Origin of the sequence: Methylobacterium durans (assembly GCF_003173715.1) — a bacterium.
Lineage (GTDB): Bacteria > Pseudomonadota > Alphaproteobacteria > Rhizobiales > Beijerinckiaceae > Methylobacterium > Methylobacterium durans.
Genome location: NZ_CP029550.1, coordinates 3,432,350 through 3,455,948 on the forward strand (window position 1 = coordinate 3,432,350; position 23,599 = coordinate 3,455,948).

Annotated in this window: 13 protein-coding genes; 9 read left to right on the top strand and 4 right to left on the bottom strand. The window is 64.0% G+C overall.

Annotated features, from left to right (window positions below; all coding sequences use genetic code 11):
• Positions 1-52: 52 nt before the first annotated feature.
• Together DK389_RS15900 and DK389_RS33445 are read right to left on the bottom strand one after the other, a co-directional pair.
• Complete coding sequence (locus tag DK389_RS15900; RefSeq protein ID WP_109890999.1) at positions 53-592, bottom strand: hypothetical protein; 540 nt, start codon at positions 590-592, stop codon at positions 53-55.
• 111 nt (positions 593-703) lie between these two features.
• Entirely contained in the window at positions 704-856 is a 153-nt protein-coding gene (locus tag DK389_RS33445) for a hypothetical protein (RefSeq protein WP_194075082.1), read from the bottom strand.
• A 341-nt stretch (positions 857-1,197) separates the two neighbouring features.
• Between DK389_RS33445 and DK389_RS15905 the strand changes: the two genes are divergently transcribed.
• The 3 genes from DK389_RS15905 (at position 1,198) to DK389_RS32430 (ending at position 12,558) form a co-directional block, all read left to right on the top strand.
• On the top strand, positions 1,198-2,031 hold the full coding sequence (locus DK389_RS15905; RefSeq protein ID WP_162560667.1) for a class I SAM-dependent methyltransferase: 834 nt from the start codon (positions 1,198-1,200) through the stop codon (positions 2,029-2,031).
• A 722-nt stretch (positions 2,032-2,753) separates the two neighbouring features.
• On the top strand, positions 2,754-11,903 hold the full coding sequence (locus DK389_RS15910) for a VCBS domain-containing protein (protein ID WP_162560668.1): 9,150 nt from the start codon (positions 2,754-2,756) through the stop codon (positions 11,901-11,903).
• 505 nt (positions 11,904-12,408) lie between these two features.
• The gene (locus DK389_RS32430) at positions 12,409-12,558 is read left to right on the top strand and encodes a hypothetical protein (protein WP_162560669.1); all 150 of its coding nucleotides are present in this window, start codon (positions 12,409-12,411) and stop codon (positions 12,556-12,558) included.
• A gap of 704 nt (positions 12,559-13,262) precedes the next feature.
• On the opposite strand, the gene DK389_RS15915 is transcribed toward DK389_RS32430, so the two are convergent.
• Positions 13,263-14,051 carry a SapC family protein gene (locus DK389_RS15915; protein WP_109891005.1) on the bottom strand — a complete coding sequence of 263 codons (789 nt, stop codon included), beginning with the start codon at positions 14,049-14,051 and terminating at the stop codon, positions 13,263-13,265.
• On the bottom strand, positions 14,048-14,785 hold the full coding sequence (locus tag DK389_RS15920) for a SapC family protein (protein WP_109891007.1): 738 nt from the start codon (positions 14,783-14,785) through the stop codon (positions 14,048-14,050). Before DK389_RS15920 ends, DK389_RS15915 begins: the two co-directional genes overlap by 4 nt.
• Before the next feature lie 301 nt (positions 14,786-15,086).
• Here DK389_RS15920 and DK389_RS32435 point away from each other — a divergent pair, with 301 nt between their 5' ends.
• The 6 genes from DK389_RS32435 to DK389_RS15950 all read left to right on the top strand — a co-directional run bounded on the left by DK389_RS32435 (position 15,087) and on the right by DK389_RS15950 (position 23,597).
• A complete protein-coding gene (locus DK389_RS32435) occupies positions 15,087-15,953 on the top strand; it encodes a hypothetical protein (RefSeq protein ID WP_162560670.1) in 867 nt (288 codons plus the stop codon).
• A gap of 38 nt (positions 15,954-15,991) precedes the next feature.
• Positions 15,992-17,686 (top strand): DUF4214 domain-containing protein, encoded by a 1,695-nt coding sequence (locus DK389_RS15930; protein WP_109891011.1) that lies wholly within the window; start codon positions 15,992-15,994, stop codon positions 17,684-17,686.
• Positions 17,687-18,025: 339 nt separating this feature from the next.
• Entirely contained in the window at positions 18,026-18,514 is a 489-nt protein-coding gene (locus DK389_RS15935; RefSeq protein WP_210206660.1) for a class I SAM-dependent methyltransferase, read from the top strand.
• A 9-nt stretch (positions 18,515-18,523) separates the two neighbouring features.
• Positions 18,524-19,711 carry a glycosyltransferase gene (locus DK389_RS15940; protein WP_109891015.1) on the top strand — a complete coding sequence of 396 codons (1,188 nt, stop codon included), beginning with the start codon at positions 18,524-18,526 and terminating at the stop codon, positions 19,709-19,711.
• A 272-nt stretch (positions 19,712-19,983) separates the two neighbouring features.
• Entirely contained in the window at positions 19,984-21,741 is a 1,758-nt protein-coding gene (locus DK389_RS15945) for a type I secretion system permease/ATPase (protein WP_109891017.1), read from the top strand.
• 5 nt (positions 21,742-21,746) lie between these two features.
• Positions 21,747-23,597, top strand: a complete 1,851-nt coding sequence (locus tag DK389_RS15950; RefSeq protein ID WP_109891019.1) for a type I secretion system permease/ATPase — start codon at positions 21,747-21,749, stop codon at positions 23,595-23,597.
• The last annotated feature ends 2 nt before the right edge of the window (positions 23,598-23,599 follow it).

Genomic DNA, 23,599 nt, shown 5'->3' on the forward strand with positions numbered 1-23,599 from the left:
GTGGTACGTGCCCGCAGCGCGATGTGGGCGGCGAGTCAAATCCGGTAGTGGTTCAGCCCTTCAGCCGCTTGTTGCACTCTGAATAGTAGCCGCCGCCCTTCTGGATCCAGTTCAGGCCGCCGTTACCGCTGCCGCCGGCCGTCTTGTTGGCGTTGTACTGGTCCAAACAGGTGTGCTGGCGGGCCTTGCCGGCCGGCTCGCTGGCGTATTTCGGGTCGACCGCGCGCGGGGACACGGCTTGGCCTGTCGCGGCCGGTGGTGCGGGGGCGGGGGCGGGCTTCGCGGCCGCGGTCGCTGGGGCTGCTGTCGGCGCTTGCGCCGCTGGGGGCTTCGCCGTCGTCGCCGCCGACGGGGACGGCTGGGTTGCCTTCGCGGCAGGAGACAACGGGTTCGGAACCGGTGCGGCGGCCGCGGCCGGAGCGTCCGCGCACTCCGCCTTGCGGAAGTCGTTCCAGCTCATGCCGCGCAGGGTGCCGGCCTGTTTAGCCGCTTGGTACTTGGTCGAGCATTCCTTCGTGGAGAGGGCGAACGCAGAGCCAGAGGCCGTCGTGAGGATCACGGCGACCGAGACAGCAACGAGCGAGCGAGGCATGGGAATCGTCCAGTTCGCGGCAACGGAGCCGCGAGATCAGGGTAGGGCGGGAAAGCTGAACGCCAATCGACCGGCTCAGCAATATCCCAGAGTGGCCTCACCCAGGTCCCATCAGCCCAGTCGTCTCCACCGCAGGAAGGCGGCGATGAACACCAGCACGAGCGCGACCAGAAGGTCGGGGTGGCCGCGGGAGATCGCGAAGTAGAGCAGCGCCGGGAAGCCGAGCGCGATCGTCAGCATTAGGGCGATGGCGACGGGGTTCATGGCTGCTCCGGTTGCACCCCCAGATCAGCGTCCTCGCCCCAGGCTGGAGGCGTTGCTCTTGCTCGGCCCTCGCGCTCACCGGGGCCCTTTCAAACTCGGCCCGAGCAGCCTCCGATCCGAGTGGTCCCTCTGCCTCGTCGCCTGCGACAGTGCGTCGGCTCCTCCGGCCGCGGGTACGGTTGCCGATGGTGGTTGGAGGCGCCTTTCGTCCCTACTCTGGATTCCTTACGCGGCCTTCGGCCCACTTCGGCAGGTTCGGGTGGATTGAGGGCCGCGGGCGGCCTCTCTGGCCTCTGCTTCGACCGCCGGGATGGGGCTCGTCTTCTCGCGGAGAGATCGTCATGTCCGACACCCTCGGAGACTACGCTCTCGGCCACGCCCAACAAGAGCTCGTGCGCCTGAGCCGCCAGGGGCAGTTGCTGGCGCCGTTCACCCGATCGGTGTTCGCGGCGGCCGGCATCGGCCCGGGCGTGCGCGTGATCGATCTCGGCTGCGGCGGCGGCGATGTCAGCCTCCTGCTGGCGGAGATGGTCGGCCCCACCGGACGGGTGCTCGCCGTCGACCGCGCGCCCGAGGCTTTGGCCGCCACACGGGCGCGCGCCGAGCAGGCCGGCTTCTCGCAGATCGCCACGGTGCAGGGTGACCTGTCCGATCCGAAGAACCTGTCTCTGCCGGAGGGCTTCGACGCGGCAGTCGGACGCTTGGTGCTGCATTATGTGCCCGAGCGTGCCGCCCTCATCCGCCGCCTGACCGAGGTGGTGCGGCCCGGCGGCGCGCTCGCCTTCATCGAGATGGACCTCTCCGTGAACGGCGGTTCCTCTCCGTCGCCCCTCGCCCTGCGGATGCTCGACTGGATGCTGCAGACCTTCCGCCGTGGCGGGTTCGAGCCGGATACCGGCTCGCAGCTGTTCGGACTCTTCCGAGGCGCCGGACTGGAGGCTGAGCTGATGGCCACCTCGATCGTGGGTGGCGGAGCCGACAGCGCGGTCGCCCGGATGATCGTCGACGTCGTTCGCAGTCTGGAGCCCCAGATCATCGCTGCCGGCGTTGCCACAGCCGAGGAGATCGATGTCGACACCCTGCTGGAGCGTCTGCGGGCCGAGCCGGGTGCAGCCGACCGATCCTTCTACCTGCCGCGCCTGACCGCAGCCTGGGCGCGCACCGCAACAGTTTGAAGCTCTGTCGATCTGTTGACTGGGCGTCTGGCTGCGCAACCCACCCAGGCCGTGACCTGGGCACTGTTCCGAGAACCCGTTGTGGATCAACGACCTAGAAAAGGGGTGCGTTTCCGATAAACCCTTGATTTTGCTGCCTAATTCAGAAATCCTGCCCAGGTAGTGCTAGCCGATAGAACCCGGCAATGCAGTCAGGCGGACGACAGTTCGAATCGAGCCGGTCGAGATCGTTTGGTGCGGCAGGGCGTCTTGATCCCCGCCGAGCAGGCATACGACGCCGCGTGGGCTGGGTCACATGCTCGGCCGCGATAATGTTGATCCGTCTCTGTGAGAGATGGCGACCGCGTCCTTGAGAGCGGTCGTCGAAGGGACTGAGCGACTTCATTGTGTTGCGACAATCGCCTCCCGTCAGCTCGGCTTTGTCCGCGGTGCGATATCGGATAGGCATAAATATCCATCAATTCCCAGTGCCAGCAAACGAGATTTCAGCCGGCAGGCATACCATCTGGCTGGTATTCGGCGCGGCTCTGAAGCTTCCATTGCTGAGCTGCCGGACCGGGTGTGGCGGATGGGAGACATCCGCGGAGCCAGTTAATTATAATCGTTCAACGGGGTTTCGGCGCACTTGCGTGCGGAGATTTGAAGTCGAATAACAAAGCTAATGCTCCGTTAAAGGGGCGGTGCCCAGCACAATCTAGGCCGGGCCGAGGGGGAAATTCGTCATGGCGACTTCTGCTGGCCTGTCCGGTTCGAATACGGTTACGGGCACCTCGAGTGCTGACAATTTGAACGGCGGTGCTGGCGCCGACTACATCAACGGCATGGCCGGCGACGATCGGATCAATGCCGGGTCCGGTGACGACATCATCGATGGCGGTGCGGGTAACGACACGCTCAAGGGGGACGCGGGCGATGATCTCGCGATCTATGTTGCTGCTGAGAATCGGAACGGTGCGACGAGCTTTACGGATATCTATGATGGCGGGTCTGGGAAGGACACGGTTCGGCTGGTTCTGACGCGCGCCGAGTGGATGAATCCTGCTCTGCAGCTGGACATCGCCAACTATCTCGCGTTTCTGGCGAAAAACACGAATTCGGCGAATGGCGAGGCGAACAACACCGAGTTTCGCTTCACAGCGTTCGATCTGCGCGTCTCCAAGTTCGAGACGCTCCAGGTCATGGTCGACGGTGTCTTCGTCGACCCGCGCGATGAGGCGGTAACACTCCGCGCAGACGCGGTGCGGACGAACGAGGACAGCGCGAGCATCGCCGTCGATGTGCTCGCCAATGACAGCGTCCCCGACCTGATCAAGAGCCTCGCGCACACTCAGCCGGGGCATGGCACCGTTCAGCTCGTCCTGAACCTGGCGGATCCGAGCGCGTCCGCAAGCGCGAAGTTCGTCTACACGCCCGATCCGAAGCACTGGCAATACCTCGCGGTCGGCGAGACGGCGACGGATACCTTCACCTACACGGTGACGGACGCTGACGGAGATGTGCAGACCCAGACTGTGACCGTCACGATCGAGGGGCGCAACGACGCGCCGGTGATCACGTCGGCCGCGCAGAGTGGCGCGGTCGATGAGAAGGCCGAGCCGGGGGAGGGGGGAACGCTCTCCGCGAGCGGGACCATCGCCTTCAAAGACGTGGATCTGAGCGACGATCACACTGCGGCGGTGACGGCACGGGAGATCACCGGCTCCAGCCTGGCCAACGGTTACAGTCTGACGGCGGCGCAACAGGCGGCGCTCAAGGGCGCCTTCGCGGTCGGAGCTGCACCGTCCTCTTCCGTGGACGGCACGGGCTCGGTCGCTTGGCGCTATGACGTCGCCGATGCAACGCTCGATTTCCTGGGCGCGCAGGACAGCGTCACCCTGGTCTTCAGCGTCCTCGTGGATGATGGCCACGGCGGCACGGCCAGCCAGGATGTCACCGTCACGGTCACTGGGACCAACGATCAGCCGGTGATTGCCTCGGGCGCGCTGGGGGGCAGCGTTGACGAGAAGGCTGAGCCGGGGGAGGGCGGGACGCTGTCGGCGGCGGGTGCCATCAGCTTCTCGGACGCCGACCTGTCTGACGATCACTCTGCGTCCGTCGCGAGCCGCGCGATCACGGCGACCAGCCTGGCGAACGGCTACAGCCTAACCGCGGATCAGCAAGCGGCGCTGATGGGCGCCTTCTCGATCGGACCTGCTCCGTCGTCATCCGTCGATGGGTCCGGCTCGATCGCCTGGACTTACGCCCTTGCAGATAGCGCTCTGGATTTTCTGGGCGCGGACGACAGCGTCACGCTGACCTTCAAAGTGCTGGTGGACGATGGTCAGGGCGGAACGGCTCATCAGGATGTGACCGTCACCGTCACCGGCACGAACGATCAGCCGGTGATCACATCGGCGGCTCAGACGGGGGCTGTGGACGAGAAGGCTGAGCCCGGAGAGGGGGGCGTTCTGTCCGCGAAGGGGACCATCAGCTTCTCGGACGCAGATCTATCCGACGACCATACCGCGACCGTCACGTCACGGCAGATCGCGGGCATCACTTTGGCCAACGGTTACAGCCTGACGGCCGCTCAGGAAACGGCCCTCAAGGATGCGTTCTCGGTCGGCCCTGCCCCGTCCTCAGCCGTCGATGGTACAGGCTCGATCGCTTGGAGTTATGACGTTGCTGATACAGCGCTCGATTTCCTGGGGGCGAACGACAGCGCAACACTAACGTTCACTGTTCTGGTGGCGGACGGGCATGGCGGCACCGCCAGTCAGACCGTTGCCATCATCGTGACCGGCACGAACGATCAGCCAATTGTCACGTCTGACGAGCAGGTCGGCGCCGTCGATGAGAAGGCAGAGCCCGAGGAAGGTGGGACCCTGTCCGCAGGGGGGACCATCACGTTCTCGGACACGGACCTATCCGACGAGCATGCTGCTTCGGTCCTGAGCCGCGCGATCACGGCGACCAGCCTGGCGAACGGCTATAGCCTGACCGCGGATCAGCAAGCGGCGCTGACGGGCGCCTTCTCGATCGGACCCGCTCCGTCCTCATCCATCGATGGGTCCGGTTCGGTCGCTTGGACCTATGCGATTGCGGATGGTGCGCTCGACTTCCTCGGCGCGAACGACAGCGTCACGCTGACCTTCGGGGTTCGGGTGGACGATGGTCACGGCGGCACCGTTGACCAAGACGTGACCGTCACTGTTACCGGCACGAACGATCAGCCAGTCGTCGCGGCGGGTGCGTCCGCGAGCTTGAGCGAACTCGCTCAGCTGACCAACGGCGTCATCACCGATCCGATCGCGGCATCAGGTGTGCTCTCGTTCGCAGATGCGGACCTGTCGGATCGCCACACCGTGAGCCAGACGCTCATGTCCGTGGTGTGGAGTGGTGGCAGCGCGGTTCCGGCCGCGACGGCCAATGCGCTGGCGAGCGCTCTCTCGGCCGCATTGGCCGATGACAGTACGGCCGATGGCTCAGGGTCTATCGGTTGGAGCTTCAGCCTTGGCAATCCGCGGGTCGATTTCCTAGCAGCCGGCGAGACGCTGACGCTGACCTACAACGTCACGGTCACGGATGATGCCGGCGCGACCGACACGAAGCCCGTCGTTGTTACGATCACGGGGGCCAACGATTTCCCGATCGTCGAGGCACTGGCGGGTGACACGGTTCATACCGTTCTCACTGAGACCGATGCGTGTCTGAAGGCATCCGGCACCGTGACGGTGACGGACCGTGACCTCACCGATGTCGTGACCGTGTCCGTCAGTGAGGTCGAGGTTCTCAGCGGCTCCGCCAACGGGCTGACCCTCGGACAGCTGAAGGGCTTCTTCTCGGTCTCTCCGACACAGCTTGCCGCCGATGCGGGCTCCGCGAACAACCTGGCGTGGGCGTTCGACTCCGGGTCTGAGGCTTTCAACTATCTCGCTGTCGGCGAGACGCTCACGTTGAAGTACTCGGTTGCCGCCAAGGATGACAGCGGCAGCGGGAATGATACCGGCGTTGGAACGGTCGTTGTGGTCGTCGCGGGCACCAATGACGGCCCGGTCCTGGCGGCTGACCCGACGACGCACGCGCTGACCGAGATCGTTGGCGCGACCGGTGGGTCAGGCACGCAGGCGGCCACTGCGACGCTCGCCTTCACGGATGCCGATCTGACCGACACGCATGGTGTGACGAGCGCGCTTTCGTCCGCGACTTGGTCGAACGGCACCATCCCGGCTGGCACGGCTGCGGCTCTCGCGGACGCTCTCACGCTGACGACGATCGAGTCCGCCAACACCGGCTCGGGTTCGGTGAAGGCATACTTCAGCTTGGCGGATCAGCTCGTCGACTTCCTGTCGGCCGAGGAGACGTTGACCGTCACGTACAATGTGACCGTGACGGACACACAGAACGCCACCTCCACGAAGCCGGTGACCTTCACCATCACGGGCACGAACGACAACGCGGTCCTGACCACGACGTCGACGGGGTCTGATCAGGGCTCGGTCGTCGAGGACGGCCTTGTGGTGACCAGCGGGTCTTTGTCCTTCACGGATGCGGACCTGAAGGACATGCACACGGTGAGCGTCGGACCTAGCTCCGCGAATGCGCTGGGCGTCCTCACGGCCGAGATCACAGCCGATGCGAGCGGGGCAGGGTCCGTCGCGTGGCACTACGCTGTCGATAACGCCAAGATCCAGTCCCTCGCCGAGGGGGAGGCCAAGGTCGAGACGTTTCAAGTCCGGTTGAGTGACGGCCTCGCGACGGTGACGAAGGATGTTAGCGTCACGATCACCGGCACCAACGACGCGCCGATGATTGTTGCGGCTTCGACCACCGCGACAGGCTCTGTGACGGAGATCGTGGATAACGCCGCGGGCGAGAACATTGCGAGCCGCACGGCTACGGGCGTAATCGCCTTTGCGGATGTGGACACGATCGACACCCACTCCGCGAACGTCACGTCTGAGAGCACGGGCTACCTAGGTAGCCTCACACTCAACTCTGTCGATCAGGCCGGCAACTCTGTTGGCTGGATGTTCTCGGTGCCGGATAGCGCTCTGGATGGTCTCGCGGCCGGCCAGACGCGAACCCAGACCTACAATGTGACTGTCTCGGATGGGCGCGGCGGCACGGCCACGCAGGCCGTGACCGTGACGATCACGGGCACGAACGACGCGCCTGTCGTGACGGGACCGGTGACGGGCTCTGCCACGGAGGATGGGGCGGTGTCGACGCTGTCGGCTCTCGCCAACGCCACGGATGTAGATGCGGGCACGACGTTGTCGGTGGCGAATGTCCCGGGAAGCCTGCCCGCGGGCGTCAGCTACAACGCGGCCACGCAGTCTTTCACCCTCGACCCGGGCGTCGCGGCTTACCAAAGCCTGGCTGTGGGCGAGACTAAGACTGTGAGTGTCAGCTACGGTGTCTCGGACGGCATCATCACCACGCCGGCTACCGTCTCTTGGACGGTGACTGGCACGAATGACGCACCAGTCGCCGAGCTCGACTTCGTCGTCATCAATGAGGATGGGCCCTCAAGCGCCGGAAATGTGCTGAGGAACGACACTGACATCGATACAGGCGATCGCCTGCAGGTCACGTCGGTCAGGCTCGATCCGAGCAGCGGAAGCCTGCGCTCGGCAGCGGCTGGCACGATGCTGCAGGGCGAACTCGGCACGCTGACGATCCACGCTGATGGCAGCTATCTGTACGCATTGGACAACAGCAACCCCTTCATCCAGGGCTTGTCCGCAGACGCCAGCACGGCCGAGCAATTTCTCTACACGGCGCGCGACAGCGCTGGTGCACAAACAGAGGGCCGGTTGACCGTCTCAATCCGTGGTCAGAACGATGCGCCGGTCGTCTCGGGTGTGGTGACGGGCGCGGCTGTTGAAGACGGCGCGAGCTCTACTCTGGCAGCCCTAGCCCGCGCCTCCGATGTCGATCGTGGCACGAAGCTCGCGGTCGTCGATGTCCCCGCCGATTTGCCGGCTGGCGTCACGTACAACGCTGCCGCGCAGTCCTTCACGCTCGATCCAAGCGCCTCCGTCTACCAAAGCTTGGCGGCCGGTCAGACCACGGTTGTGGCCGTCAACTACGGTGTATCGGACGGGATTGTCACGACCGCAGCCTCTGCCTCGTGGACCGTTACCGGGACCAATGATGCTCCGACGATTGTTGCGGCTTCGACCACCGCGACGGGTGCCGTGACGGAGCGGGCCGACAAGTCCGCTACGGAGAACGCACTGCCGGATCACACGGCGGGTGGAACGATCAGCTTCGCGGATGTCGATACGCTCGACACACATAGCGCGACGGTCACGGCGCAGGGCTCTGGCTACTTGGGAAGCCTCAGCCTCGGCTCCGTGGATCAGGCAGCCAACAGCGTCGGCTGGACCTTCTCGGTGGCTGACTCCGCATTGGATTTCCTGTCCGCCGGCGAGACTCGCGTCCAGAACTACACGGTAGCCGTTGCCGACGGAATCGGCGGTGTTGCCAACCAGACTATCACCGTCACAATTACCGGCGCGGCGGACAACACGCCGCCGGTCGCCGTCGATGACAATTTTGCGAGCTCTTCAGTAAACACGGCGGGATTCGCCTATAACGGCGTCAATGGGCACTATTATAAATTCGTAGACGGCGGGTACACCTTCGTTCAGGCCCAAGCGGCGGCGGCGGCGAGCGGCGGATATCTTGCAACCGTAACCTCTGCTCAGGAAAATAGCTTCATTTTCGGCCTCACCGCGGGCGCTTATGCTTGGCTTGGCGGAAGCGACGCTCAGACCGAGGGTCAATGGCGCTGGGTGTCTGGTCCTGAAACTGGGACTACCTTTTGGAACGGTGGGACGAACGGAAGCGCCTCGTCGGGTCAGTTCGCAAACTGGCAGCCGGGCACCGAGCCGAACAACCTGGGCGACGAAGATCACGTCCATATGTGGCCGGGCGGCTATTGGAACGACAGCAACGGGGCTAGTCCCTTCGGCTACGTGATTGAAATCGGCGGCCGCCTGGGAGACCCGGATCAAACTATAACGGTGTCCGAAAACGGATCCGTCCAGATCGGCGCCCCGCGGTTGCTTGCAAACGACAGTGATGCTGATCAAGATCCGCTCGCGGTCACAGCCGTGAGTGTCCTTAGCGAGCGCGGGGCAACAGTCACGCTGTCCGGAGATGTCATCACCTATACGCCGCGGAACGCCGATGAACTGTCGGCTGGTCAGGTGGTCGAGGATACATTCACCTACACCATTTCGGATGGACAGGGCGGGAGCGATACGGCGACAGTTAGACTCACGGTTTCGGGCACAAATGACCTCCCCGTCATCGTGGCCTCTTCGACCACCGCAACTGGCTCCGTGACGGAGCGGGCAGACGGTTCAGCAACGGAGAACACGCTTCCCAACCACACGGCAGACGGCACAATCCGTTTCACGGATGTCGATACGCTCGACACTCACACGGCAATCGTCACGCCGGGAGCTTTGGGCTATCTGGGCAACCTTATCCTCCGACCCCTAGATCAAAGCAGTGACAGCGTCGGTTGGACTTTCTCGGTCGCGGACAGCGCGCTCGACAGCCTGGCGGCGGGTCAGACCAAGACGCAGAGCTACACGGTGACTGTGTCCGACGGGAAGGGCGGCGTCGCCAATCAGGCTGTTACCATCACCATCACCGGCACCAACGATGCGCCCACGATCGTCGCGTCTGGTTTGCCGACCACTCCTACAGGCCAAACCGTGCGAGCCACCACGCCAGCCACTCTGGCGGCTCTCACAATCGACGACGCTACCGGCGCCGTCTATGTTGCGGAACAGGACACCGTCGCTTCGCTGTTCAAGGTGATCGCTGCCGATGGCAGCGTCACGCAGCTGACGGGAGACCTAACCGGAAATGCCTCCGGCAATGGCTTCTTTCCCTACGTTGCGACGGATATCGAGTTCTATCAGGGGGGAATCTTCTGCATCACGTCTGATGGCCGGCTGGTTCGCTTCGATGTGGCCACCCGTACTACTCAGGTGCTCACCGCCCTTTCCGGCTTCAACATCGAAAGTGGGATGGACATTACCAGCGATGGGCGTCTCCTCGCGACGGACGGCGCCGGGACCGCGAACAGATTGATCCAGTACGACATCGCGACTCGGACGATCACGAAGACGATCCTGAACTTGCCGGGTGACAGCTACGGTGTTGAACACGACGATGTCACTGGTCGGACTTTCTTCAAAACATCGGGCGGCCAGTTGTTTGAGGCCGATCTGGCGAGCGGGACTTATAAGCTCGTCCGAAGCGATCTTTTCGGCAACAATTTCGAGATCGCTCCTGGTGCTGATCGTGCCTACATCAAGGAGGGCAGCACCTGGGTCCAGGTTGATCTTGTGACTGGCAGTCGGACGACCGTAGCGACTGGCATCGCCGGCGACTCCGGCGAGGCGCAGTTTGGCCGGTCAAGTGACGGGACGGGATCGAGCCTCTTTGTCGCTTCAGGCACTCAAGTCGTAGAGGTGAAGTTCGGGTCTTCGTCGGTTAGCTCTGGAAAGATCGCAGAGATCGCGGATAAGGCGGTCGGAGAAAACACGACGATCCACACGGCCGGCGGCACAATTGCGTTCGCGGATGTGGACGCGATTGACGTCCACACGGCGGCTGTGACGCCGCAAGGCTCCGGATACCTTGGCTCGTTGACCCTCGGGACGGTCGATCAGCTCGGTGACAAGGTGAGTTGGACCTTCTCGGTGGCTGACAGCACACTCGACAGCTTGGCGGCTGGTCAAACCAAAACGCAGAGCTATACGGTGGCCGTGTCGGACGGGCACGGTGGCATCACCGATCAAACCGTGACTGTCGCGATCACTGGCGCAAATGATGCACCCGTTGTCCTCGGCGCAGTGACGGGGGCCGCCACAGAAGATGGCGCAACAGTAACGCTTGACGCGCTGGCCAACGCCTCGGACCCGGATAGCGGCACGAGCCTGTCAGTGGTTAACATACCGGCTAGCCTACCTGGCGGCGTGACTTACGATGCTGCAACGCACTCCTTTACACTGAACCCAGCGCATGCGGCCTACCAGAGCTTGGCGGCAGGCGAAGCCGCGACTGTTAGCGTCGCCTACGGTGTGTCGGATGGCATCGCCGTCACGCCAGCCTCGGTCTCGTGGACTGTCGCGGGGACTAACGAGGCGCCGACTGGGCCTATCAAAGTTCTCGTAATCGGAGGTGCTAGCTCATCTGCCGTCAACGTGGCCGCACAACTGAACGACGATACCTATTTCGATTTCGACGCTACAGCGGTCTCAGCGAGCGCATACGCAAATTCAGCCGCCTGGGCAGATGTGCTGAAGAGCTATGAGGTTGTCGTTATGGGTGACAGCGGCTTCAATGACGCTTCACAACTAGCCAGCACGGGGGTCTTTGCTGCTGTTCGAGGGTTTGCAGAGCACGGCGGTGACGTGGTGACTACGGGCTGGTACGATTACGGGACTATGTCCTTGTCGGCGCAGAACAAGCTCGACGCAGACTACATCTCCCCGATCGGTATAGATAGCACTTACGCCTTTATTAGCGGTTCATACTCGTTCAACGTGGTCGATCCCAGTCACCCAATGATGAAATCAATTAGTAATTTCACAGAGTTGCCTCCTCCGAATAACTGGGAGATTCCGAGCTCGGTCGATCCAAGTGCCGTGGTTTTGGCGACTGTGGCAGGATCCAGCAGCAACGGGACCGCTAGCAATCCGGCGGTCCTCTACAGTGAGCCATCAAGCGAAACAAACCTCGTTTACATCGGGGGGCTGTATATGGCGAGTGCGCAGTACGGTCTTGATGACCTTCGCACTGGCGTTCACGACAGGCTGCTCGAACAGGCTGTAGCCTGGGCTGCAGACCGAATTCTGTAGGCCAATGCGGCGAACATTCAGCTTCCGCGCAATGCCCAGATTGAATGATCTGGGCATTGCGTCGGTTCGTGGCGAAGCGATCGCTCGGCGTGTCCATCGCCCACTGCCGAGATCTTTACCGATCTCTCCCGAAAGCAGTCCTCACTCCGTGTCGTCGCGCTCGCCGTCGAGAGACCTCTCGAGTGCGGATATCAACCGGCTGCATGGCAGCACAATCGGACACGGGCTCAGAGCTGCCAACCTCAATGCGCTGCCGACGGAGCCGAGAGCGCGCACGCGCGAAACCGTCCACGATAATCGGCGATGATGTTGCGTGACCTCGTCGCTGACTTCAGCATAGCCGCGGTGTTCAGCCTTGAGCCCGCCGCGCAGGGACACAACTTTCATGCAGACCGTGCCATTGATCCGCGTCAAAGCGCTCAGTTGCGATCCGTCCTTATCGGGTGAGACTCGCGTGGCCTCTATCTTGCGGCTGCCGATCTGACGTCGTGGAGCGCGCCTGCTGATGGTCCAGAATGATGCGGCTACTGTGCTGAAGCGGGGCGGCGACCTGATGATGCCCGCAATCCTAGCTGCGACGGGCCTGCTCGCTGCCTTCACCGCGTTCAGCGTGGCCGTTCTAGCGTTCGAGATCGCTGCCCTGTTCAAACATTAGCGCGTCAATCGCGCCGCTCGACGAAGGGCGGAGGCTCTGTCCGACGGGACGTGGCGCTGAGCTGGTACGCTCTGCGAGCCTCATTTGTTGCGGAAGCCTGAGCGCTCGGGTGCGAGACTCAGGCCTATGTCTCTGGCCAGCGACACCGAAGCCCGAGGGATCCGACGAGCGATCCGGCGTGTCTACATCTGGTACCGCTTCATCGTTCTCGCCTGCGTCGAGGCCGCAGAGGCGCATGCCCGTGAGTCTCGACAGCCCCGTCTCAAGGGCGGCTCTTCCACACGAGACCGGATCACTGCCGGAAAATCCGACTGACCCACTCCGACGGCTGGGCCGCGATTTGGCTCGGCTCTCCGACGCAGCGCTCGCCGACCGGCCGCGAAACGGCTGATGCGAACAAGAGCTTTGATGAAACCGCCTGATCCGACGTCGCGAAGCGCGGCGCGAGCTCGCACGTCTGCGGATTTCCGGTCACGCGGCCGTGCGATCTGAATACTGCGCGCAACAACGTAGCCGCTCGCGATGGCGAGCCACCGCAAAGCCGGCTAGGGATGCTGCGCCGTCTCGATACGGCACTGGAAAACCCTGACTCGGCGGCCCCTGGTGGGCCGCCGCTTTTCGTTCTGGTCTTGTGGCGACCTTTGCTCAGAAGGGTAGCAAGTTCGGTGCCGGGCCGCACATGCCCACCTTGGCACGGATCCGTGTCAGAACGAGATCTTCTCGCTCATGTCGAGCCAGTCGAGATCGGCCGGTGCGGCGGGCGGCACGTAGGTCGGGGCGATCGCTGCCGGGCGCGCCGGAGCCGGTTCGGGCGGCGGCTCGAGCGTGACGGCGGCGGGTTCGGCCCGTGGCATCGATGCGCTGGAGAACGCGGCGGCGATCGCAAGTTCCACCGTCAGCGCCGAGCGCGCGTACCAGTCGGCCGCCTTCGCGGCGAGGACGTCCGCTGGCCGACCCGCAGCCACGAAGAGAAGGGGCGCCGAATCGGGGGCCGAGAGCCCGGTGCGCGGCTGCGCGATCCCTTCTTCGACGATTTGGGTCGCGGCCGCCTGTAGAAGAGCGGCGCCAGCACTGGCCTTTCGCACCTGATCCGCGACGCCGCGCACCTCCTGCGTCAGCTTGCGGTCCGCAGTCGTGAAGGCGTGGCTGCCGGAGACGCCGACGAAGCTCGGGTCGAGGAGCACCGTGCAGGCCTCGTGCGCGTGCACGAAGGGGTAGACGCGGAGCCAGAACGGAACGTAGCCCGCCTGCCATTCGCCCTTGTCGTCGACGAAGCGATTCGTCTGGCCCGACGTGTCGCCGAGATAGGCGACGGGGTGCCACTGCTCGCCCTCGCGGGCGAAGGCGATCGGGTACTCCCGCGCCGCGCGGAGGATCTCCGTCTGGATGAGCGGCACGAACACCCGCGCGCGGGCGAAGTGGAACGCCTTCGGGAACGACCAGTGCAGGTTCTGCAGGCGCTCCGGGGTCAGAGAGACGTGCGCGAAGCTCATGCCGACTCTCCCGCCGGTGCCTGCGTTGCGGCCGCCTGAGCAGCCAATCGGCCGGTCCGGTGCTGATCGACCAGGCGCTGCATATTGAAGAGGGAGAGGTCGTGGAAGGTGACGAGTTCGGCGAACGGGAAGCCGTGCTGGGCGACGATTGTGGCGAGGCGCTCGCGCTGGGCCGGCGCGCGGGCGAGCACGCACAAGCCCCCGAACTCGATGCCGTCCTCGCCGATCTTGAGGCGGAGCGGCCAGTCCTCCAGGAGGCCCTCGGCGGCGAGCGCCTGCGTGTAGGCCGCCGTCCGGTCGCGATCGCTTGCGAAGACGCGCAGCGCGTTCATGCGATGCGCCGCTGATTCCGTGAAGCCGCCGCTGGCCGTGAAGACGGGGTTGCCGCTGCTCTCGGGGCGATGCGGGACCTCGTCGATGAGGACCGAGCTCTGTCCGTCCTCTCCGGCAACCGCGGTGACGGTCAGGGGGTAGGCTTCAACCAGAAGTGGTCGCGTGAGACCGGGCCCGAGCAGGTGGTTGCTGCCGACGACGAGTGGCGACAGAGACAAGAGGGCGATGAATTCGAACTTGTCGCCGACGCGGCGCCAGGCCAGTGGGAAATGCCGCGCGAGTGACTTTGCCTCGACGGCCACAACAGGCGAAAACAGGATCTCTTCGAGGCCTTCATAATTGTGAAGATCGAAGATTATCTCGCTCGAACCCTGCTTCAGGGCTCTCAGGGATCGGTACATACAGGCTTCCTGCTCAGTGCCGCGGGGGAACGACCTCGGCCTAACATTTGGCGCACAGCCGCCGAATTCAGGTGTGTCGTCGGGGTTACAGCTTAAGGTTAACGATCCGAGGGCCGGGAACTCGGCACTTTTCGCGTACGAAATGGTTCAAATTGTCTTGACGCGCCGCAGCGAGCCATGGCTTAGATCGGTACAGACAAGTGCCGGTTCAACCGGTCCTGCGTGAGGGGTTCTTTCAGTGAACAGCGTCGGCACGACGCGCGGGCAAGTGTCCGTGCGAGCGATGGATGTCGCTCGAGGCATGTTTGCGCTGCGCTATGTAGCAACGGCCATCCGTGGTGTCGCGCCTCGTGTGGTCATGACCGTCGATCCAGACCGGGCCGACGATGTTCGTATGCTCTCTAGTCCGGGCGTCGCGCCTGGTATGCTGCGCCAGCCCGGTGATCTCTGTGTCATCTCTGTTGAGCGCGATGCCACCGTTCTGATTACAACGATCGGTGAAGGGGCAGATCACCCGGAGGCCGTGACTCTGCAGCTCGATCGACTGGATCAGAGCGCGCCGAATGGTGGTCGTTCGTCGTCGAGACTTGCTCTGTCGGCTCCCGAGCCGGCGAACGTGCCGCCGGCCGCCGACGCGGGCGATCGCGCCATTCCTCTGCGCATCGCCGGGCATATCGAGCGCAAGGGCGACCTCTTCGTCACGGGTGGGGACTGGCTCGGTGATCCGGACGGCGAGGCGCGGATCGAGGGCTTCTCGGTGCAGTGGCCGCGCCGCCCCGCGAACGTCGACCTCTCGTATGGCTGCGCCCTTCTCGGGCTCGGGCGCCTGCCCGACGTGGTCGCCGGTGAGTTCGTCGGCACCCGGATGCAGGCCCGCGCCATCAACGGCGTCACCTTCAAGCTGATCGGTGAGGACGCCGACGCCTACGCGCTGATCGTCGAGGCCGTCTTCAGCGATGGCTCGCATTTCGGGCCGGCGCTGGCGCCGGTCGATCTGAAGGGTCCGACGGGCCGTGAGCACCTCGTCGGTCTCCGGCTTCAGCTCTCTGAAGTGAAGGCGAAGGCGCCGCGCTCGTCGAGCCGGGCGGTGGCGAGCAGCCGGCCTGAGCCGGCGCCGCGCAAGCCGGCCCGCATTTTCCGGGCGCCGCGTTCGTCGGCAGCCATCTGAGACGCTCAAATTTCACTGATTGACTGTAGGGGGTTAACGTGGCGGATCCGTATTCGCGGCCGGTAGAGCAGATCAAAGAGAACATCATCAAGAACCCGCAGGCCGAGGGTTTGAAGAACGCGCTTGAGCAGCTGCTCAAGACGCGGCCGAATACGAAAAACCCGGACGATCCGGTGACCGTCGACGTCCAGAATGTGGCGCCGGGCGCCCAGGTCGATCCGACCGTCGAGGTGGCCAACGTCGACGCCAGCCAAGGTGGCAACATCACCGGCGCGGGCAAGGCCCCGGTCCTCAACATCTCCGGTTCGGGCACGGTGACCGGCAAGGTCGAGAGCCAGTTCGTCTCGCTCGACAGCGGCCAAGCCAACCTCACCTTCAACGGCGCGGGTCCGACCACGGTCGTGGCGGGCTCCGGTGACGCCAATCTCTCGCTGACGGGCGCCGGCAGCTCAACCATCGTCGCCGGTACGGGCGATCTGAAGATCCTTGGAGGCAATGCCGGTGTGACCGGCGATCTGACCCAGACCCAGCACGCCACCGTCAGCGCGGGCAGCGGCGACGACACGCTGACCCTTGGCACGGGCTCTTACAAGCTCGACCTCGGCAGCGGCGACAACACCGTCAACCTGACGGGTTCGGGCTACAACATCTCCCTCGACGCCAAGGGCAACATCGTCCTGAAGAACGGCAGCGAGACCTCGACTCTGACGAATGTCGACGTCATCAAGCTCACCGATGGCTCGACGGTGGTGAATGCCTCCACGGTCGACGAGGCCATCATCAGCCGCATGTACGTCGCGGTGATGGACCGGACCGCCGATGCGAACGGTCTCTACTACTGGTGGGACCAGTACAACTCGGGCAAGCTGAGCCTCGAGCAGATCGGCGAGCAGTTCCTCGGCGCGCCGGAGGCGGGCTCGCACGGTCTGGGTTCCACGGTCACGAACGAGCAGTTCGTCGGCGCCGTGTACCAGAACCTGTTCGGCCGCACGGCTGACGCCGGTGGTCTGGCCTACTGGTCGAACGAGCTGGCCACCGGTGCTCTGACCCGGACCGAGCTTCTTGTCGGCCTGACGTCAGCGTCGGAGGGCGTCAGTGCCACGGCGCAGACCACGCTCGTGGCGGATCGCCTGCCCACGGAGAACAGCCCCGTCTTCAAGGACATCGATCTGGCGGACGGGTCGCAGACGGTCGCCGGCGGTTCGGCCTTCGACACCGTGAACTTCGGGCTGAGCAAGGCTGAGTTCTCCACCGTGGTCGACGGTGGTCGCGTCCTGGTGTTCCACGCGAACTCGGGCACGTCCACCACGATCGAGAACTCGGATTTCATCAAGTTCTCGGACGGCGTCCTCATCACCGCGCACACCACCGACGAGGCGGTCATCGGCCGGATGTACGAGGCGGTCATGGCGCGCGACGCCGATGCCAGCGGCCTTCAGTACTGGTGGGGTCAGCACGCCTCGGGCCAGAGCATGGAGAGCATCGCGCACGCCTTCATGCAGAGCCCCGAGTTCCAGCAGGGTGCGGGCAAGCTCGCGGATCCGGCCTTCGTCGACCAGATCTACCACAACCTGTTCGGCCGCGAGGCCGACCAGGGCGGCCACGAGTACTGGGTCAAGGAGCTCAACGCCGGCATGTCCCGCGAGGACTTCGTGCTCCAGCTTGCCTCGTCCGGTGAGGGTGCGGACAAGACGGCCGACTCGATCATCATCAACGGTCATCACGGTCATTAAGCGATCGTGCCAAGCGAGACGGAGGGGCCGGGCATCTCGCCCGGCCTTTTCGATTCGGATTGAGACTTGGCGGTTATCTTCTCGCGTCGGTGGGCCTTATTTCGTCATCAAAGCCGGCTACCGCCTTTGCGAAGCGCCCCTTCGAAGTCGGAATGCGATGCGACAGGGTGGAGATGGTAGCGAGCGATGGGCGCCCCCTTGCAGGCAGAAGCGGGAGAGAGATCGACGTCAGCGCGGACGGTGCTCCACGTCGGCTGCGGCGTGTTCGCGCCCGAGAAGCTGCATCCGGTCTTCCGGGACGGAAGCTGGCGCGAGCTCCGGATGGATCTCGACTCGCGCGTGAAGCCGGACATCGTCGGGACGATCACCGATCTGTCCGTGTTCCGCGAAGGGAGCGTGGAGGCGATCTGGTCGTCGCACAACGTCGAGCACCTGTACGATCATGAGGTGCCGAAGGCGTTGGCCGAGTTCCGGCGGGTGCTGAAGCCGACGGGCTTTGCCCTGATCACCACGCCTGACATCGAGGCGGTGGCCGAGCTCGTGGTGCAGGGGAAGATCGACGAGGTCGCCTACGTCTCACCGGCGGGACCGATTACGGCCGTGGATATGCTGTTCGGGCATCGTCCCTCGCTGAAGGCAGGTAACGCCTTCATGGCGCATAAGACTGCGTTCACGGCAAATCGCCTGGGACGCCTGCTCGTGGAGGCAGGCTTTGAGCGCGCCGTCATGCAGAAGGGATCGCATTTCGACCTGTGGGCGCTCGCCTTGATGCCGGAGTCGCAGCCGCCTGCGGCCCTGCTCGGCGAGGCTGTTGCAGCCAAGCCGTGACCCTGTCGGATGGCGCTGCGCGTTCTCCTCGTTCACCAGTCCTTTCCGTCGCAGCTGATCGCTGTGCTGGAGGCGCTCGAGCGGCGCGATGACGTCGAGCTCGCTGGGATCGGGATGAATCCGTATGCGCGGAGGGGACTGCGCTATAGGCAGTATTCGCCTGTGCCGGTGGCGCAGACGGGCGATATCGTCATCGATGATCTGGCGTCGAAGGCGACGCTTGCGGCGGCAGCGGCGGCCGCGGCGCGGGCGCTCAGCTACGATGGCTTCGTGCCCGATGTCATCGTGGCGCATCCCGGATGGGGCGAGGCCCTCTACCTGAAGGATCTATTCCCGCGCGCGAAGCTCGTTTGCTACTGCGAGTATTATTACCTGCGCTCCGGCGGGGAGGTGAACTTCGACCCGGAGTTCCCGCCAGCCCCTCCGGAGGTGCTGCACCGGATGCGGGCGCGCAATGCCATCACGCTGGCAAGCCTTGAGGATGCCGACGTGTGCGTGGCGCCGACGCCGTGGCAGAAGTCCACCTTCCCGGCGATGTTGCACCCGAAGATTGAGGTCTTCCATGAGGGCGTGGAGGTCCCGCCCGCTGACAACAGGGCAACTGACCGCACGGCGTCCGGAGGGCCATCCGTCAGTTTCGTGGCCCGGCACCTCGAGCCGCACCGTGGGTTCCACACCTTCATGCGGGCTGTTCCCCGCTTGCTTCGGGCAGATCCCTCAATCCAGGTCTCCGTAATTGGTTCTGATCGAGGCGGATACGGAGCTCCTCCGTCCGACGGGCGCACTTGGAAATCCGTGTTGTTGGAGGAGCTCAACGGTTCGATCGATGAGACGCGCGTGCGGTTTCTCGGATCGGTCGACCGCAGACGCTATCTCGACGCGCTGCGACACTCTGATGTGCACGTGTATCTGACGTATCCGTTCGTTCTCTCGTGGTCAGCCCTTGAGACTATGGGTGCCAGTAAAGCGATGGTTGTGTCGGATACGGCGCCGGTCCGAGACTATTTCACCGATGAGTGCGCTGCGGTGATTGATTTCTTCGACTCTCGCGCCCTGGCTACGCGTATCCTGAGCCTGCTCCGCAATGCCAAAATACGGACAAGCCTCGGGGGACATGCCCGTGAGGCTTTTCACGACTATGAGCTCACGCGAGACCATGGACGTGCTGCGTGGGAGCGACTGGTAACGTCGTTTTAGTGCGTTTCGCGGTGCGCGGATGATCCGTTGTGAGGCGGGCGGGCACCAGGGTTCTTGGAACTGAGGTAAGCTTAACGTTGACCTGTGGTGGCTCCTTGATGATGCCGCAAACCACTGGTCTAGCCGGTTGCGTTACGATGCGGCAGGAGTGCGACCGACTGAGCGTGTCCGGTCGTCTCCGCGTCGGCCCTTCCGAGCGGTGGCATAACCGCGGGCGCGGCATCGTTGGCGGAGATCGCTGCCCGTTGAGCGCGGGGTAGGAGTGTCGGGCAATGGGAGGGCAGGCGAAACGGGCGCGCGATGCCGACGCGGAGACTCCGCTCGACCGCGGCATTCGGCTGATCCGGCCCGGCGTCCTGCACCTGTGTGTGCTCAGCCTCGTGATCAATCTGCTGAGCTTCTCGACCGTGCTGTACTCGATGGAGATTTTCAATCGGGTCTTGTCGACGAGGAGCGTCAACACGCTGATTGGATTGACGGTGATCTTTTTGCTCGGGACGGGACTTGCTGCGGCCCTCGTAGCGTTGCGGGCGTCCGCTTTGCGGAAGATGGGGATCGCCCTCAACGAGGAGGTCTCTGCGCCCCTCTACGACCTCGTCTATTCCGAGACGCTTGAGACGCGGCGCTACGATACCATGGGTGCCTTCCGCGATCTCGAAACGGTGCGAACATTTCTATCGGGCCAAGGACTGGCCCAGCTCCTCGACCTCCCGTGGATCCCGATCTACGTATTGGTCGCCTTTGTCATGCATGTCTGGCTCGGTTTGGCGCTTCTCGCATCTGTTGTTGTGGTACTGCTGCTTGCGGCGTTGAACGAGGTTTTCAACCGCTCGAACTTGAAGCAGGCCGGCATCTTCGCAGAGCAGAGTCAGAAGCTTCTGGCGACGGCAACGCGCGAGGCCGAGACCTTGCATGTGATGGCGATGGTGTCGGGATTTCGCGAGCGGTGGCTCGCAGCTCACCACCACGCGACTGCTTGGCAGCTGACGGCGGCTCATCTCTCCAAAGGTATCTCGCTCGTTCTAAAATTTTGGCAGTCGTTCACCTCGTTCGGTCTGGTTGCGCTGGGCTGTTATCTAGCCATTGGCGGCCACGTCTCCCCCGGTGCCATGTTTGCCGTGATGTTCATTGGTGGGGCGTGTGTGGGGGTTGTCCAATCGGCCGCGAGCCAATGGCCCTCGTTTTTGCGGGCACGTCAGGCTTTTGGCCGGCTGCAGGCGCTGTTCCGGGCCGCTGAGGCTGCGCCGCAGCGCCTGGCGCTGCCCAGGCCCAACGGCCACGTTGAGGTGAGTGGGCTTGCCCTGACCGCACCGGGATCCAGCCGCTTCATCCTCAGTCAGGTCAGCTTCGAACTGCCCGCTGGCTCAGCCACAGCGGTGGTGGGCCCGAGCGGGGCGGGCAAGTCGAGCCTAGTGCGGGCGCTGGTGGGCATCTGGGCGCCAGCGCTCGGCAGTGTGCGCATCGATGGGTCCGAGTTGCAGCACTGGGATGCGGACGCGCTTGGGCAGCACCTCGGCTACCTGCCGCAGAATGTGGAGCTTTTGTCCGGCACGATCGCGCAGAACATCGCGCGGTTCGGCGCTGTGGATGACGAGGCGGTGCTGGAAGCGGCGAAGCTTGCTGGCGTGCACGAGGTGATCCAGCAGCTGCCGCAGGGCTACAGCACCGAGGTGGGGGAGGGCGGCAGCGCCTTGTCGGGAGGTCAGCGCCAGCGGATCGGATTGGCGCGCGCGATCTACGGCAACCCGTCTCTCGTGGTGCTGGATGAGCCGAACTCGAACCTCGATGCGGTGGGCGAGGCGGCTCTGGCCGAGGCTTTGCAAGCACTGACCAAGCGAGGCACGACCTGCGTGCTGATCACGCACAAGGCCAACATCCTGACGCTGGTGGACTACATCCTGGTTCTGAAGGACGGGACCGTGTCGACCTTCGGCCCGCGTGACGAGGTGCTGTCGGGTCAGGGTGCTGGGCGCAGCTCCGCGTCCGCGGCGCCTCAGCAGCTCACCACACGCCACGCCGCCGTCGGGTAAGAAGCATGGCACGGCACCTCACAGTAGCGATGCAGCGCGCCGTCAGTGCTGCACCTTGGAAGCACTTGAGCGGGAACTTGGCCCGAGTGCTTCCTAGTGCGGAGTCGGGCAGGCTGACCCTCGGCTCCTTTCTGAGCGAGAGGACCGCACTGAATCGCGCGCTGAGCCGGCAGCGTCTCGCGTTCGTGCACGCGGCGTTGATCAGCCTCTTCCTGAGCGTGTCTGTGCTCACGGGCAGCATCTTCGTCGAGCAGGTCAATGACCGCGTGATGGTGCACAAGCAGCTCGTCACGCTCGTGATCCTGTTTGGTGTCCTTGTCCTTCAGCTTGCGATTGCCGGCGTTCTTACGAAATTCCGCGATGCGATCCTTGAACGAGTGGGGCTTCAGCTCGATGCAGAACTGCGCCCCAATTTGTTCAACTGGCGGGTGCGCGCCGCGGTCGGATTGCGCCTACCTCATGCGCAGCAGAGCCTAACTGACCTCGATGTACTTCGCGGCTTTATCTCAGGCAGCGGTGTTGCAGCGATCTATGATGCGATCCCGATCCCGATCTATCTCGCCGCTTGCTTCGCGATGCATGTGTGGCTCGGTTGGTTCGCAGCGGGTGGTCTCGCTCTTGTGTTCATGACCGCTGTAGTCCAGACGCGAACTCAATCGAGACGAGCTGCGCAACTTAGTGGCGCGAACGTTCACAATGATGCCCTGACAGACACCTTCAAAAATATCGAGGCTGTTCAGGCTCTTGGCATGCGAGTGTCATTCCGCAGGCGCTGGACGTCTGCGTACCGCCGGTTCCTCAGTGAGCAAGCCGCACTTGAAGACGAGGCCGCTCTTTTCTCGTCCGTTACGCGTGCTTTGACTGGAGCGTTCAGCGGGCTCTGTATGGCACTCGGCGCGTATCTCGCAATTCGGGGTGAGATCTCGCCCGGTAACGTGATTGGGGTGATGCTCATCGCCGGCAAGTTGCTTCAGCCTCTCGGAACTCTTTCGGCAGAGTGGCCCTCCTTTTTGCGAGCGCGTCAGGCTTATGGGCGGTTGCAGGCGCTGTTCCGGGCTGCTGAGGCTGCACCGCGACGTCTGGCTCTGCCGCGGCCGGACGGCCACGTTGAGGTGAGTGGGCTTGCCCTGACCGCACCGGGATCCAGCCGCTTCATCCTCAGTCAGGTCAGCTTCGAGCTGCCCGCTGGCTCAGCCACAGCGGTGGTGGGCCCGAGCGGGGCGGGCAAGTCGAGCTTGGTTCGGGCGCTCGTCGGCATCTGGGCGCCAGCGCTCGGCAGTGTGCGCATTGATGGATCCGAGTTGCAGCACTGGGACGCGGATGCCTTAGGTCAGCACCTTGGCTACCTGCCACAGAACGTCGAGCTCCTGTCCGGCACGATCGCACAGAACATCGCGCGGTTCGGCGCTGTCGATGATGAGGCGGTGCTCGAGGCGGCCAAGCTCGCCGGTGTGCACGAGGTGATCCAGCAGCTGCCGCAAGGCTACAGCACCGAGGTGGGGGAGGGCGGCAGCGCCTTGTCGGGAGGTCAGCGCCAGCGGATCGGATTGGCGCGCGCGATCTACGGCAACCCGTCTCTCGTGGTGCTGGATGAGCCGAACTCGAACCTCGATGCGGTGGGCGAGGCGGCTCTGGCCGAGGCTTTGCAAGCACTGACCAAGCGAGGCACGACCTGCGTGCTGATCACGCACAAGGCCAACATCCTGACGCTGGTGGACTACATCCTGGTTCTGAAGGACGGGACCGTGTCGACCTTCGGCCCGCGTGACGAGGTGCTGTCGGGTCAGGGTGCTGGGCGCAGCACCGCGACCAATGCCCCTCAGCAGCTCACCACACGCCACGCCGCCGTCGGGTAAGA